Below are 14371 nucleotides of genomic sequence, written 5' to 3' on the forward strand. Positions count from 1 at the left end.
TCGACAGGCTGACTAGATGATCGCGTGGCGCACACGGGCAGAGACCCACTCGGACACCAGTACCGTGGCAAAAATCATCACAAAGATGACGCTCACCTGATTCCAGGCGAGGCTGTTAATTGAGGCATTGAGCTGCAAGCCAATACCACCAGCGCCCACTAGGCCCAGCACGGTAGACTCACGAATATTGATGTCCCAGCGATACACGCTGATACCCGCGAAAGCCGGCATAACTTGGGGCAATACACCGTAGTTCATCACCTGCAGGCGGCTGGCGCCGGTGGCGCTAATCGCTTCCACAGGCGTTGGGTGGATCTCTTCAATGGCTTCATAAAGCAGCTTGCCCACAAAACCAATGGAACGTAGCGCAATGGCGATAATGCCCGCCAAGACGCCAGGGCCAAGAATGGTGACTAGCAGCATGGCCCAAATCAGCGAGTTGATAGAGCGTGACGACACAATAATAGTGAGCGCTAGGCTACGCACCAGTGGATGTGGCGTGGTGTTACGTGCTGCTAAAAACGCCACAGGAAAGGCCATGGCAATGCCTAGCGCCGTTCCTAACGTAGCAATGTTTAAGGTATCCCACATGGGCTTCCATAGCACGTTGGCGTACTCCCAACGCGGCGGCATCATACGGCTGATTAAGTCGCTGCCCTGGCGGCCAGCATCTTCAACAAACACCCACATGGTGTTATCAGAAATCACTTTCCAGCACAGCAGAAACAGGCTGATGCCGACAAGCCAGGCGGCGAACTGCAGCCACTGAGCACGGGTAGTACGCCGCTGCCACAGCGGCGCCCCTTGGGAGGAGGTTGAAACAGGCATAACGTTTCCTCTTATGACAAGTGGCGCGCCGTTACTGTGTCCAGCGGCGAACATAGCTGGAGGCATACTCACTCATCAGTACAATAGCGATGATGATCAGCAGGATGGCAGCAGATGTGCCGTATTCGTAGCGGCTCAACGAGGTGTTCAGGGTGGCACCGATACCACCTGCACCAACAATGCCAATCACTGACGACTCGCGGAAGTTGATATCCAGACGGTACATAGAGAGGCCAATTAAGCGCGGCATCACCTGAGGTTGAATGGCATGATTCATGGTTTGCCACCAGCTCGCCCCGGTGGCACGTACGGCCTCTACCTGGCGCCAGTCGAGATCTTCAATATCTTCTGCCAGCAGCTTGGCCATAAAGCCAATGGTGGCAAACGCCAGGGTCAACATGCCCGCAAACGGTCCGAAGCCGAACATCACCACAAACAGAATGGCGATGATAATTTCCTGGAAGGTCCGTGAAACGGCAATAATCGCGCGGCACACGGCATAAATCGGTAATGGCGAGATATTGCGTGCCGCCCCCAACCCCACCGGTATGGCCAATAACACGCCAATCACTGTAGAGGTTAACGTCATGGTCAGACTTTCCAGCAGGCCAGCGATAATGTCACTCTGGCGGCTAACGAAGTCCGGCTGCAGAAATGCGCCAAGAAAATTGAGTGCGCGCCCAGCCCCTTCCGCCACACGCGCCCAGTTCACTTCCACAGAAGCGAGTGCAAGTACCAGATAAACCATGGCACCTAGCACCAACCCCCAACGCACACGTGGGTTATCAATCAGGGGCAAGCGCCGCCATTGGCCATCACGTGCGGCCTGTTGGCGCGCCAACGAACCGCTACCACTCATCGTGTGCCTCCACTCGTCAGGCTTGCGAGCGGAGGCAGCTCACGGCCAGCGTGAGGGCGATGTGCTTCGCTCTCTTTCGCTTTCACTTTTGCTTTCTCTTCCGTTTCATCATCGTCGGAGTGTTCTGGGGTGGTATCCCAATCCTCTTCACCATAGATGGTGGTGAGTATCTCGCTGGTAAGCTCGCTAGGCTGCCCGTCAAAGACGATTTCCCCAGCCCGCAACCCTACGATACGGTCAGCAAACTGCTTCGCCAACGCGACATCATGAATGTTGATAATCGCGGCCAACTCTCGCTCGGCGCATAGTTCACGAATCAGTCGCATGATCTGGCGCGACGTTTTCGGATCGAGACTGGCAGTGGGTTCATCAACTAGCAGTAGCTTTGGGCTTTGTAACAGCGCACGAGCAATACCGACCCGCTGGCGCTGCCCACCGGAAAGCGCATCAGCGCGCTTATCAATGGCGTGTGGTAAGCCAACCCGTTCCAGCAAGCGAAAGGCTTCGGCCACCGCTTCTTGTGGGTAACGGCGCAAAAAACTACGCCAAAAACCCACATAGCCTAGCTGGCCAGACAGCACGTTTTCCATCACGGTTAATCGATCAACCAGTGCATACTCCTGAAAAATCATCCCCATGGAGCGGCGTGCGTGGCGCAGACGATTGCCCGAAAGTTTGGTCAGCTCTACATCTTCCAGGCGAATGCTGCCTTGGGTGGGTTCTACCAAACGGTTCACGCAACGAATCAGCGTACTTTTCCCTGCACCGGATGGCCCAATCAGCGCCATCACTTGGCCCTTAGGTAGCGTCAGTTGTATATCGGTTAACGCACGATCCCCAGTGGGGTAACGTTTGCCAACGCCGGTAAGAGTTAACATGAGAGTGCCTCATTAACGAATAGTCAGGTACATAGCAATTCGGCCAGAAAGTTGCCTTCCTGGCCGATAGGGTTTTAGAACGACTAGCGTATTAATCGCAGTCGTAGGTCACGCCATTGGCATCGGCGATGGTGCGAATGACCGACCAGTTTTCCTGGTAGGTAATCGGGATAAACTGCGCTTCACCGGAATTGGTAAACTCAGCCTCAAGAGCGGTGCCTTCCCAGTCATAACTGAAGAAGGCATCTTGAATTTTCTCGGCAAGTTCAGGGTTCAAGTTGTTGGCCAGCCCATAGGCGGTGGTGGGGAACGTTTCGGAGGTGTAGATAATCTCGTAATCGCCTTCATTGACAACGCCACGAGAGATCATCCGCGTGCCAACAGAGTTAGCAATAGCGGCAGCGTCGTAGTCTTTGTTCACCACGCCTAAAATGGAGTTGTCGTGGGAACCGGAGAACGCGGTTTCAAAATCTTCACCAGCCTCTAGACCGTACTCGGAACGCAGTAGCGCAGATGGCGCGCGGAAACCAGAGTTAGACGTTTCAGAGGTAAATGCCAGCTGGCGCCCCGCCAAATCCTCAACCGACTCAATGCCGCTGCCAGGATAAGTGATGATTTCCATCTCATAACCGAAGCTGCCATCTTCAGCGGCCATCATGGCAAAGGGGCGGAATCCCCCACAGTTAACCGCAACCGGTACGCCACCTGTGTTGAAACCAGCCACATGCAAGCGGCCTGCACGCAGCGCTTCTTGTTGAGCCGCATTGGACTGAACCGGGAAGAACTGTACCCGCTTGCCGGTGGCATCGCTTAAGTGTTCGAGAAAATCAGCCCAAACATCGGCGTATACGGCTGGATCTTCAACCGGCGTGTAGGCAAAAACCAACGTGTCCGGGTCAACCCACTGGGACTCGTCGCTGGGCACATCAGCCACCATGTCGCCGTCATTATCAACATAGCGCGAAGAGAGGTCAGCGGAGGCGCTAACGGCCGCCAGCGAAAACGCACTCACCACAGCAGCACTAATTAACGTACGAGTAAACGATTGAGACAGACAGAGGGGTTGCATACATCACCTAAGCGGGTTGTTTAACAATGCCGCTATGGTGATACCCAACCATGACAGTGAAAGGACACTAAAATGACAAGGCGATGACCTCTCAGTGACAGTCCTGTAATTGAAGACTCAACAACTGAAAACTCAGCGTTGCCTATTTCCCGCTGGGACCACACAGCATCCTCGGCGCTCGACGAACAAACTGTTGCCCGCTATTTTTTTTGCTTGGTGCTTTAATTCGGAAAGTTGGGCGGCAATATCTAGTGCCTTGCATCTGGCGGTATCGGTAACAGGCTTAACGGCAATAGAAACGCTCACAAAGGGAATAAAAGCCACTGCTCCCTGGCGGTTTTCTATGTGGATTCCGCCCTGCTGACGGTCTGCATCTTCATAAAACCCAGGCGCCATCACTTCAAAAGAGTGCAATATTTGCTGGCAGACGCCCTCCCATTGCTCTAAGGGAAGCAGCATCATAAAGTCATCGCCGCCAATATGACCGATAAACCCGCCAGCACTCTCTACCTGCGCCTGAAGCAACCGTGACAGAGAAATAATCACGTGGTCTCCGCGGGCATAGCCATAAGCATCGTTAAATGCTTTGAAATTATCTAAATCGACGTAGGCGGCCGCGAATCCTTCGCTCTGATCGAGATAAGTGACCAGCGTTTCGTTAATTAGAATATTACCCGGCAAACCGGTAAGCGGGTTGGCATGACGAGCTTGGCGCACCTGGATGGCGGTAATCTCTCGCAACAGGTCAACAATATTGCCCATCCCCAGATAGCGGCCGTGACTATCTACAATCACGAAATCTTCCTGTTCGATATCGCGGCTATCGGTTAGTTGCTGGCTCAGCGCCTCCAGAGACAAATCTGCCTCGGCCACTAACATTTTAGGATCTGCAATCTCCAGCACACGACGCTTGGCATACAGCGCATGGCTGTAGGGGTTGGTAAATAGGGTTAAGAACGCATTGCGGCGTACCACAGCGATAGGCACGCCTTCATCTACCACTGCAACACAGCGCAGGCTTGTCATGTCACGAAATCGTTCGGCGAGCTCTGGCACAGAGCACGCCGGAGTGACAGTACTTATTGAACGTAAAATAGAGTGGGCAGTGCGCCCCGCTGGGCTTTTTAGCTGTGTCGTGGCAGGCAACAGCATATGTAACTGCAAGGGCGGATGGGGGCTTGGTCGTGCAAAATAAAACCCCTGTAATAACGCCAGCCCACGGTCTAATTCCCACAAACAAAGGTGCTCGGCGGCAGTCTCAACTCCTTCAGCAATCAGCTGGCAGTCTAAGCTGCGCGCCACATCTAGAATCGAGCGTAAAAACTCACGCTTAGCCGGCTCTTGATCAATGCCAGAAATAAAATGACGGTCGAGTTTGACGAAATCAGGACGAAGTTCAGACCAATGCCGCAAGCTGGAGTGGCCAGCCCCTAAGTCATCCAATGCCACTTGAAAGCCCATGTCTCGATAGTGGGCCACTGCTTGGCGCATTAGGTCGTAATCGTGAATAGGCACATGTTCAGTGAGTTCAATCACCACCCGTTCGGCGGGCAGGCCGCTCTCTTGGATGAAACTCAGTGTTAAGCCTTCACGAAAGTCCCGCTCAACAATCGTCAGCGGCATCACGTTCAGAAACAGCAATCCTGGCAGCTCAAGCTCTGCAAAACGCTGAATCGCTAACCGTCGACACAGTAAATCAAGATCGACTAACAACCCGGCCTGAGTGGCTACCTCAAACAGGCGTAATGGCGAATGCAGTGGCGATGTTTTAGGGCCGCGAATAAGGGCTTCATAGCCATAAATAGCCTGCTGATTGGCATCCACAATAGGCTGAAACAGCACATGGAGCTCTTCTGTTGCGATAATCTGGTTCAACCACTGCGCTTCTTGTGCGGTCATATACCTGCTGCCCTATCAAACGTCGCCTGTTCCTTTGATGTTTATAGCTCCATCTGATTTTTAAAATTCCATCAGGAAAGCATTCGGGCAGCAATCGTGCGACATTTCTGTGTCGTTTGTATGACAAGACAACCAACAGCGGCCGACTAAGGACGAGAGAGCTCGGGGGGCGGAAACACCACATCGCCGCCATCGACGTCTAGCTGGCGAATATCCGTCGGGTGGCCCTGCTCATCCAGGCTTACCAGCCCAATCCCACTAGCATTCCATAGCCGCTCTCCGGCGCTGGCCCGGTCCGGGTCGCGAGGATGAATGCTCAGCTTGCGGCGCTTGGTAAACCAGTTGAGCGGCGATAACGGCGCATAGAGCCAACGGTTCAAGCGGTCGAACGTATTCAGCAGCTGTTTGGGGAACGTATTTTTGATCCCGCTGGAGGTGATTTGCCAAAGGTGTGGTGCCTGCTTTTGTCGGCGTACAACAATATCGTAGGCAAACGAATAGTGGACGTCGCCAGATAAAATCACGTAGTTACCTGGCGTTTTTGAGTGTCGCCAAATATGCAGTAGCACATTGGCAGCCCCGCGATGCGCCATCCAGTTTTCAGCGTCCACCACCAACGGCTTGCCCGCTAGGGTAAATAGCTTTTGAATGATCTCTATCAGCTTGACCCCAAACATCGGGGCAGGAGAAACGATAACGGCGCTTTTAGTACCCAATAACGCCTGCTGCATTTCCATCAACGCTTCCCAGTCCATTAAACCCGAAGGGCGGTTAGGGCTACGTTCGCTGCGCCAACGGCGGGTACGCGTATCCAGCACAATTAGGGCAGGCGTGCCAGGCACCTGGTACTCCCAACCCTGAAAGCGGAGTAATCGCTCAATGAAATTATCCTGGACGCTCGCATTAAGCGGGCCATCCCCTTCAAAGAGTGTCGAGGCTTGAAGCAACAGCGGATTAAGCTTATCCGGCGCATTGCCCCATCCCTGGCACAATAAATAAGCCACTAACGCATTGCCGATAATTCGCTTTGAAAACGGATGGCCGTAGGCACAACGCTCCCAGTCAGCCGTCAAGTTCCAGTCATCGGTGACATCGTGGTCATCAAAGATCATCAGACTGGGAATGTGAGCCATTAGCCTTGCACACTGAGGCAACCCGGCAACAAAGTCATCAATCACCACCTGCTCTTGCTGGTAGGCATCAGTTTCTTTGTTGCCCAGTACAGGGGGGGCAACGGCAATGAGTCGCCATGGCGTTGGGGACCATACCAAGCAGTACATGGCGAGCATTTCCGCCAGTGTCATCAAGTGGTTTTGCGCATTGGCGGAGGTAAATACGGGCTTTTTGACACCGCCAAAGAAACGCTCCCGTAGCGCAGCATTACTGGTTACATCCGGTAACAGCGCTTCACGGTGATAATAGCTTTCGCGGGCGGAGTAAAGCGCTTGGCTATCATCTACCGTGGCTCCTTCCAACTGCTCATCTACCAACCCCAAACGCTCAATCAGTGCGTGCACGGCGCGCAGCATCGGGCCGGCAACGTCATCAACGTAGACCTGGTCTCCGGTCATTAGCAGCCAAGCTGGCCACTCTTCTGGAGTTGATTGGCGTTCGGCTAACCATGTATCTGCCCGCACCAAGCCATCGGCGCTGTTGTGATGAGGCTTACGGCACGAACCGTGCATTAGCCGGTGATGCCGAGAGGCCAATACAAAGCCTGGGTACATCTCGCTTTCATGACATAACCAGGGAGCCCAATCCGGCAAGCGTTGCCATTCGCCTTGCGTATTCTGCACCTGCAGGTCGTAGGCAATTCGCTCATCGGTGGGCAGCGCGGTCGGCAAACTCAGGTCAATAAAATGAATATAGGCGTGCTGACCAATCGCCACACATTGATGCGACTTATCCAATGGGTACGTCTGGGCACCCATTTGCTCAGGGTAAAGTACCAGCTGCATCGTTAGCGGACGCGAAGCGACTAGCCACAGTACTAGCCGCGAAGGCGAAAGTCGGCGCAGCAGTGGCCCCACCAGCACGTCTGGCAATGTCTTGGCGATTTGCGTCATGTCATTGTCTCTTGGTTAGGTCATGCATAGTGACTACCGAGCAACTACAGGTAACTCAATAACCACATCCAATCCACCTGCTTCGGCGCGTTGCAGGTGCATTTGCCCTTGATACAGCGCGACAAGATCCGTCACGATGGCTAAACCAAGCCCACTACCAGAACGTTGCTCATCGAGACGTTTCCCGCGCTGCACGGCAGCTTGGCACTCCTGTGCAGACATACCCGGACCGTCATCACTCACCCGCAGTAACAGCCTTTGACCATCCGCTTGTAAGCCAATGCTTACCTCGCTTGTCGCCCAGCGAAGTGCGTTGTCTAACAGGTTACCGACGATTTCCTGAAGGTCCTGCCCATCCATATGGACGCGCATGCTGCTGTCTACGTTTTGCCGCAGGCGAATATGACGTCGCTGCGCCAGACGCGTAAGTCCAGCAATCAGCGCCGCCAGCGTATTCTGCACAGCAATAGGGGCGAAACGCGCACCCTCACCAGCAGCGGATGCCCGCGCTAAGTGGTGGCGCACCGCGTTGTCGATGCGCGAAAGCTCAACCTCCCAACGAGCGCGGCTTTCGCTGGGTAATTGCTTGACCAGTAGCCGCATAACACTCAGCGGGGTTTTTAACGCGTGAGCAAGGTTGCCTGCGGTATGGCGGCTTCGTTCAATTAAGCGCTGATCACGTGCAAGCACGGCATTCATTGACTCCGCCAGCATGGCTAGCTCATCGGGTAGATGCGTATCAAGCCGTTCAGACGTCCCCTGCTCAACCTCACGTAAATTAACATTCATACGCCGCAGCGGCGCCAAACCCCAGCGCACCTGCAATGCCAGCACGCCTAGCAACAGCGCACCCAGGCCCCCCAGCCCTAGCCATAAAGCTTGTTGAAACTGCTGAATATCTTCTCGCAACGCGTTGTCACGGGCGGCAACGCTAACATGCAACGGGGTTTCCAACGGGGCAAGATAAATGTCTCGCTCGACAATGCGCAACTGCTGGCCTCGCGGGCCCCTCAACGTGCGAGCCGATACGTTTTTATTATCGATAACCGGTAGGCGCTGATCCCACAGCGAGCGCGACGTTTTCGTAAGGTGGTCATAGTCGGTAATTTGCCAATACCAGCCGGAATAAACCTGTTCAAAACGCGGATCACCCAGTGATCGATCGAAACTTATCTGCTGGTCGATCGGGTCAAAGGTAACGCCCGCAATGATCACATTCAGCGTTGTCTCCAAGCGTTCATCAAAGGCATGTATGGCTGACGTACGATAATGATGGGTGAGCAAGCAGCCCGCCAATGGCAACGCTAGCAACACCATTAATAGTACCGCTAGCAGAAGACGCAACGTAATCGAACGGGTCGACCAACGTTGGGCCCAGCGGATAATTGCTGACCTCATGCGCCGGTGGGCTCTTCAGCCAGTAAGCGATATCCCTGACCACGCAACGTGGCAATCCGCCACGCACCTAATTTACGCCGCAACCGGCTCACTTGAACATCAATTACGTTGGAGTCGGGCTCATGATCACGGTCATAAACATGTTCAGAGAGCTCGCTGCGGCTAACCACGCGAGGAGCAGCATGCATTAAGTAGCTGAGCAGACGCGTTTCCTGAGCAGTGATGCTAACCGGCCGGCCCGCCAACGTGACATGCTGGGTATGGGTATCTAAGCGTAATTCACCCACTTTCAGAACGGGATGGGCATGACCATGACTACGGCGCACCAGAGCACGCAGCCGAAACAGAACCTCGGCAGGTTCAAAGGGTTTCGTCACATAGTCATCGGCCCCTGCGGTAAAGCCCGCCGCTTTATCCGCCCAGCGCTCGCGTGCCGTTAAAATCAGTACTGGCAGATCAATACCATCTTCACGCCATGCAGAGAGCCAACGTGTGCCTTCACCATCGGGCAGACCCACATCGAGAATTACCGTGTCATAGGCTTCCGTGCGCACCAGAAAATCTGCTTCCTGACCATTTTCAGCATGCTCTACCAGCCAATCGCCCTCACGTAGCGCTTGAATAAGCTCGCGGGCGAGCGCCTGGTCGTCCTCTACCAGTAAACACTTCATGAATAGCTACCTTATTGGCGGCGCATCTCATTAATGCGCACACCTTCTATTTTCATTAACTGCCCGCTATGGCCATCAAACTCAAACTCAACCACTTGATTTTGAGCACCCAGCAGCTTGATCTCATACTCCACATGGCCATCCTCACGCTCTATCTCTACTTCTATTACCTCGCCGATATAATTAGCCTCCAACCAATCTAGGATGGACTCTAAGGGCACGACGTCTCCGCGCCGCACTTCACTGTGCAACGTTTCCCAGTGCTGGTCAGCAATGGCGGCACTACCGGCCAGTGCAATGGCAAACACCGTTGCAACGACGCACACAGGTACCACCTTGCACAAGCGCATGTGTGGCAGACGCTGCCAATAATGTGAAAGGGTTGGCATGAGGGGCATTTTATTCATTCTACTAGAATGCCAAAGGCAACATGAACGTTAGATGAACGGCTTTGTCAGCTTACGGAAAGAACCGCGGTGTTATAACTTCATTGTCTTACTGCGAATGCTGTCTCATTCAACAGACCAAGTCATTTAACAAACCAAGTCATTCAACAAACCAAGTCATTCAACAAACCAAGAAGGAATTTGACATGAACGCTATGAAAAAAATGTTGCTGATTCCGGCCTCAGCGTTGCTGCTCACTGCAGCTGCAGGTAGCGTGCAAGCTGACTCGTTACCCGTTGATCAGATTGATAGTGTACTAACCCATGCCACTGACTATGGGTTCACCCATTACGAAGAGATCAGTATTAAAAGCCGTGGCCGCGCCGAGGTAGAAGGCTGGCTAGACGACGAATGGTACGCTGACATTGAATTTTCCATCGATAGTGGCGAAACACTAAAAGAAGAGCGTGAGCGCCTAATTACCGGTGCCTGGGGCATGAGCGAAGATGATATCCGCCAGGCATTAGAAGTAGCGAGCCAAGAAGGCATGGTCGAATTTGAAGATATCGACATTGATAAAAGCGGCATGATCGATGTTGAAGGCCGTGATGAAAATGGCCATGAACTAGAAATCAGTCTACGCCAAGGCTCCTTTCAAGTGAGCGAAATTGACCGCGATTAACTGAATAGCACAATCCGGCATTAACTAACGCAAAACATCATGCGGGCCTTCACGGCCCGCTTTTTTGTGTTAGCACTGTAAAGGATTTCTTGTAAAGGACGTTGTTAACGTCGCATTGTAATGTGCATAACATAGCCATTAGCCACCTAATGCGTACTCTCAGCATAGACGTATGTAACCAAGGGAGATGCCTTTGCTACCCACCACCGACGAGGGCGTAAGCGACCGTTTAGAACACGCAGTACTGCGTGACCTTGCGTGGTTGCTGGTCACGCCTGATGTAATTGAACTATCGGGACCTATTACCTATTCAGGCAGGCCAACACGCCAGGAGCTTGGCTTAGTAGATTCAGTTGATGACTGGTTGGCGAGTCTTTCAACACTGGTGAATGCGCTAGATGGCAAGCTGGCGACGCGCATGGGGCACTACCATGAGCGACTGTGGCACCTAATGTTAGATAACGCACCTAACACTCGACTGCTCGCCAAGAACCTGCGCATTACCCAACGGCGTAATACCCTGGGCGAGTTGGACATGCTCTATCGAACGCGGAATAACCCCAACCCTATCCATCTGGAAGTAGCGATAAAGTTCTACCTTGGACTACCAGAAGGCCCTGGAGATGCCACCAGCCAAAGCCGCTGGATTGGCCCTGGCGGGCTGGATAGCCTAGCACTGAAATGCAGCCATCTTCGCCATCATCAGTTGCCGATGTCGAGCACTGCCATCGCGCAAGCGATCATCGCCCAATGGCTATCCCCTAGAGATCTCGGCCATGCACTACCCCATTATCCGCTGACACAGCGCCTAGCCATGCCCGGCGTGTTGTTTTATCCCTGGCACACGACAATGCCACCGCCCATCGGGGCAACGGTCGATCATCGGCGTGGTAAGTGGTGTTATTTAAACGATTGGCCAGCGCTTGCGGCCGAAAAAGGCGAGTCATTACACATGGCGTGGTTAGAAAAACCTCACTGGCTGGCGCCACCCCAACAGGCAGCTTTTCAGCCAGCCAACGAGGAAATGGCCATGGTAATGCCGCTGATTGAACGCTACGGGCCACAGCAGGTGATGCTCTACGACTCGGAGGCAGAAACAAAGAAACAGCAAATGGAGCGTCTTATCATTGTCCCCAATGACTGGCCACGCCAAGTGCCGCTACCACCCCGTGCGCGCGGTTAAACAGCCATCTCGTTAGGCAACTATCTCGTTAAACAACCACCAGATTATCGCGATGGATCAGCTCGTGAGCCTCCACATAACCCAGAATGGCTTCAATCTGGTGGCTCGGCTGGCCCGCCAGCTGACGGGCTTCATCCGCACCGTAGTTGACCAATCCTTTGGCCACGCGTGCGCCCTGCTCATCCACGCACAGCACCATATCACCGCGCTTAAAGCTGCCCTGCACGTCACGTACGCCCACCGCCAAAAGGCTAGAGCCTTTGCCACGCAGCACATTCACCGCCCCGGCATCCAGCACCAAGGTGCCACGCACCTGCAACTGACCTGCTAGCCAGCGCTTACGAGCAGCAATGGGCGCTTGGTCTGGGCGCAACAGGGTGCCCAACGCTTCACCTGCCATGATGCGGGAAATAACCTCCGGCTGACGGCCACTCGCGATCACCGTAACCGCGCCAGAGCGGGCAGCCAGCTGTGCAGCACGGATTTTGGTGCTCATGCCACCGCGCCCCAAAGCACCGCCACTGCCTGCCACAGCGGCTAAGCGCGGGTCGTCGGCACGGCCTTCAGCAATCATCTGAGCATTGGGATCGTGACGAGGGTCAGCGTCAAACAGCCCTTCCTGATCGGTGAGCAGCAGCAGCGCATCGGCTTCTAACAGGTTAGCCACCAGTGCGCCAAGCGTATCGTTATCGCCAAAGCGAATCTCGTCGGTGACCACGGTATCGTTTTCGTTAATCACCGGCACCACGCGCATCTCAACCAAGGTACGCAGCGCCGACAATGCGTTGAGATAGCGCTTTCGGTTAGAAAGGTCATCGTGAGTAAGCAGAATCTGAGCCGTTAACATACCGTGGCGAGCAAAATGCTGCTCATAGCACTGGGTAAGGCCGTTCTGGCCTACCGCCGCGGCCGCCTGAAGCTCATGAACGGCACTAGGGCGCGCCTGCCATCCTAGGCGCACCATGCCCGCGGCTACTGCGCCAGAAGAGACCAGCACGACCTCTTTGCCCTGCTGATGCAGCGTGGCAATCTGGTCAACCCAGCCGCCAATGGCCGCCTCATCCAAACCACGACCATCGTTGGTGAGCAGCGCGCTACCAATTTTCACCACCACCCGACGGGCTCCGCTTAACGCCTCACGGCCGGGCAACTGCTCATTGCTTTCCACGTCGCGACTCTCCCAAGCCATCCCGCTCACGCGATTAAATCCGTCAACCTTGCTGACGCTCCCCATTCGGCCGACGGATCGGTTACGGGGCGTACTCTACTTCGACATCGTAATCATCATCGTCAAAGTCGTCGTCATTTTCATCGTCGTCGTCACGCTTACGGCGACGGCCAAGACGCGCTTCGGTACGGGCCACCGACTCCTCTTCCATGCGGCGGCGCATTTCCTGCTCGCGGGCGTGGGCTTCTTCATCTTCATTTTCCAAGCGCTGCTGCTCGGTTAGCCAGCGGTACGCCGCCTGTACCAACTTGTCAGTGCCGTCGCTGCTGATGGCCGAAATACGGAACACCGGGCCATCCCAGTTCAGCGCGTCAATGATTGCCTGGGCGCGAGCTTCGCGATCCTCTTCCGGCAGCAAATCGAACTTGTTCAGTACCAGCCAGCGCGGCCGTTCAGAAAGCGCCGGAGAGAACTGACCTAGCTCGTGAATAATCGCCTGGGCCGCCTCCACCGGATCCGACTCGTCAAACGGCGCCACGTCCACCACATGGAACAGTAGCCGCGTACGGGTCAGGTGCTTCAAGAAACGTAGCCCCAGGCCAGCGCCATCAGAAGCACCTTCAATCAGCCCTGGCACATCGGCCATCACAAAGTGCTCATGCATACCCAGCTTCACAACACCCAGGTTAGGCACTAGGGTAGTGAACGGATAGTTCGCTACTTTGGGTTTGGCCGCAGATACCGAACGGATCAGCGTAGACTTACCTGCATTCGGCATGCCCAGCAGGCCGACATCAGCCATGACCTTCATTTCCAGGCGCAGGTTGCGGCGGTCGCCTTCGGTGCCCGGCGTGGTGCGCCGTGGTGCACGGTTGGTCGAAGATTTAAAGTGAATATTACCCAAACCACGACGACCACCTTCGGCCACTAATACCACCTGACCGATATCGGTGACATCGGCGATCACCTCAAGGGTATCTTCATCGATCACCGTGGTGCCCACCGGCACTTTCACATGCAGGTCTTCACCGGCTTTACCGCTCATCTGGCGGCCCATACCGCCCTGGCCATTTTCAGCTTTGTAAAAGCGTTGAAACTTGAAGTCAATCAAGGTGTTTAGGGAATCGTCACCAATCAGGTAGACGCTGCCACCATGGCCACCATCGCCACCATCGGGGCCACCTTTGGGCACATATTTTTCGCGGCGAAAGCTCAGACAGCCATTGCCGCCTTTACCTGCCTCAACAATAATTGAGGCTTCATCGACGAACTGCATTGGATTC

General features: G+C 54.4%; 13 protein-coding genes. 2 read left to right on the forward strand and 11 right to left on the reverse strand.

The features are described 5' to 3' along the window. Positions 1–12: 12 nt before the first annotated feature. The 9 genes from phnE (K1Y77_RS16075) to K1Y77_RS16115 form a co-directional block, all read right to left on the reverse strand. The gene (gene phnE / locus K1Y77_RS16075; RefSeq protein ID WP_264429508.1) at positions 13–828 is read right to left on the reverse strand and encodes a phosphonate ABC transporter, permease protein PhnE; all 816 of its coding nucleotides are present in this window, start codon (positions 826–828) and stop codon (positions 13–15) included. 31 nt (positions 829–859) lie between these two features. Then, positions 860–1687, reverse strand: a complete 828-nt coding sequence (gene phnE, locus K1Y77_RS16080; RefSeq protein ID WP_030071370.1) for a phosphonate ABC transporter, permease protein PhnE — start codon at positions 1685–1687, stop codon at positions 860–862. Continuing rightward, on the reverse strand, positions 1684–2565 hold the full coding sequence (gene phnC, locus K1Y77_RS16085) for a phosphonate ABC transporter ATP-binding protein (RefSeq protein ID WP_030071372.1): 882 nt from the start codon (positions 2563–2565) through the stop codon (positions 1684–1686). The genes phnE (K1Y77_RS16080) and phnC overlap by 4 nt, the downstream gene beginning before the upstream one ends. Positions 2566–2656: 91 nt before the next feature. Next, positions 2657–3634: a phosphate/phosphite/phosphonate ABC transporter substrate-binding protein gene (gene phnD / locus K1Y77_RS16090; protein ID WP_030071374.1), complete on the reverse strand. Its 978-nt coding sequence runs from the start codon at positions 3632–3634 to the stop codon at positions 2657–2659. Between the two features lie 132 nt (positions 3635–3766). Further along, a complete protein-coding gene (locus K1Y77_RS16095; RefSeq protein ID WP_030071376.1) occupies positions 3767–5533 on the reverse strand; it encodes a bifunctional diguanylate cyclase/phosphodiesterase in 1767 nt (588 codons plus the stop codon). Between the two features lie 146 nt (positions 5534–5679). Further along, the gene (locus tag K1Y77_RS16100) at positions 5680–7599 is read right to left on the reverse strand and encodes an alkaline phosphatase D family protein (protein WP_264429511.1); all 1920 of its coding nucleotides are present in this window, start codon (positions 7597–7599) and stop codon (positions 5680–5682) included. 33 nt (positions 7600–7632) lie between these two features. After that, a complete protein-coding gene (locus tag K1Y77_RS16105) occupies positions 7633–8997 on the reverse strand; it encodes a sensor histidine kinase (protein WP_264429514.1) in 1365 nt (454 codons plus the stop codon). Next, complete coding sequence (locus K1Y77_RS16110) at positions 8994–9668, reverse strand: winged helix-turn-helix domain-containing protein (RefSeq protein ID WP_264019133.1); 675 nt, start codon at positions 9666–9668, stop codon at positions 8994–8996. Before K1Y77_RS16110 ends, K1Y77_RS16105 begins: the two co-directional genes overlap by 4 nt. Before the next feature lie 11 nt (positions 9669–9679). Next, complete coding sequence (locus K1Y77_RS16115; protein WP_030071385.1) at positions 9680–10057, reverse strand: PepSY domain-containing protein; 378 nt, start codon at positions 10055–10057, stop codon at positions 9680–9682. 203 nt (positions 10058–10260) lie between these two features. On the opposite strand from K1Y77_RS16115, the gene K1Y77_RS16120 reads away from it, so the two are divergent. Next, positions 10261–10737, forward strand: a complete 477-nt coding sequence (locus tag K1Y77_RS16120) for a PepSY domain-containing protein (protein WP_264429517.1) — start codon at positions 10261–10263, stop codon at positions 10735–10737. A gap of 193 nt (positions 10738–10930) precedes the next feature. Continuing rightward, positions 10931–11920, forward strand: coding sequence for a DUF1853 family protein (locus tag K1Y77_RS16125; protein ID WP_232222353.1), 990 nt, complete (start codon positions 10931–10933; stop codon positions 11918–11920). A gap of 28 nt (positions 11921–11948) precedes the next feature. Here K1Y77_RS16125 and proB read toward each other — a convergent pair whose 3' ends face one another. Both proB and cgtA read right to left on the reverse strand, forming a co-directional pair. Beyond that, positions 11949–13109 carry a glutamate 5-kinase gene (gene proB / locus K1Y77_RS16130; protein WP_264019207.1) on the reverse strand — a complete coding sequence of 387 codons (1161 nt, stop codon included), beginning with the start codon at positions 13107–13109 and terminating at the stop codon, positions 11949–11951. A gap of 61 nt (positions 13110–13170) precedes the next feature. Continuing rightward, positions 13171–14364 (reverse strand): Obg family GTPase CgtA, encoded by a 1194-nt coding sequence (cgtA, locus tag K1Y77_RS16135; protein WP_030071393.1) that lies wholly within the window; start codon positions 14362–14364, stop codon positions 13171–13173. Between the last annotated feature and the right edge of the window lie 7 nt (positions 14365–14371).

Origin of the sequence: Halomonas qaidamensis, from assembly GCF_025917315.1 — a bacterium.
Classification (GTDB): Bacteria; Pseudomonadota; Gammaproteobacteria; order Pseudomonadales; family Halomonadaceae; genus Vreelandella; species Vreelandella qaidamensis.

Excerpts from the sequence above, each read along its gene's own strand:
- phnC (WP_030071372.1), bottom strand. The coding sequence starts at position 2,565 with ATGTTAACTCTTACCGGCGTTGGCAAACGTTACCCCACTGGGGATCGT.
- proB (WP_264019207.1), bottom strand. The coding sequence starts at position 13,109 with ATGGCTTGGGAGAGTCGCGACGTGGAAAGCAATGAGCAGTTGCCCGGC.
- phnD (WP_030071374.1), bottom strand. The coding sequence starts at position 3,634 with ATGCAACCCCTCTGTCTGTCTCAATCGTTTACTCGTACGTTAATTAGT.
- cgtA (WP_030071393.1), bottom strand. The coding sequence starts at position 14,364 with ATGCAGTTCGTCGATGAAGCCTCAATTATTGTTGAGGCAGGTAAAGGC.
- K1Y77_RS16120 (WP_264429517.1), top strand. The coding sequence starts at position 10,261 with ATGAACGCTATGAAAAAAATGTTGCTGATTCCGGCCTCAGCGTTGCTG.
- K1Y77_RS16095 (WP_030071376.1), bottom strand. The coding sequence starts at position 5,533 with ATGACCGCACAAGAAGCGCAGTGGTTGAACCAGATTATCGCAACAGAA.
- phnE (WP_264429508.1), bottom strand. The coding sequence starts at position 828 with ATGCCTGTTTCAACCTCCTCCCAAGGGGCGCCGCTGTGGCAGCGGCGT.
- K1Y77_RS16105 (WP_264429514.1), bottom strand. The coding sequence starts at position 8,997 with ATGAGGTCAGCAATTATCCGCTGGGCCCAACGTTGGTCGACCCGTTCG.
- K1Y77_RS16110 (WP_264019133.1), bottom strand. The coding sequence starts at position 9,668 with ATGAAGTGTTTACTGGTAGAGGACGACCAGGCGCTCGCCCGCGAGCTT.
- K1Y77_RS16100 (WP_264429511.1), bottom strand. The coding sequence starts at position 7,599 with ATGACGCAAATCGCCAAGACATTGCCAGACGTGCTGGTGGGGCCACTG.
- phnE (WP_030071370.1), bottom strand. The coding sequence starts at position 1,687 with ATGAGTGGTAGCGGTTCGTTGGCGCGCCAACAGGCCGCACGTGATGGC.
- K1Y77_RS16115 (WP_030071385.1), bottom strand. The coding sequence starts at position 10,057 with ATGCCAACCCTTTCACATTATTGGCAGCGTCTGCCACACATGCGCTTG.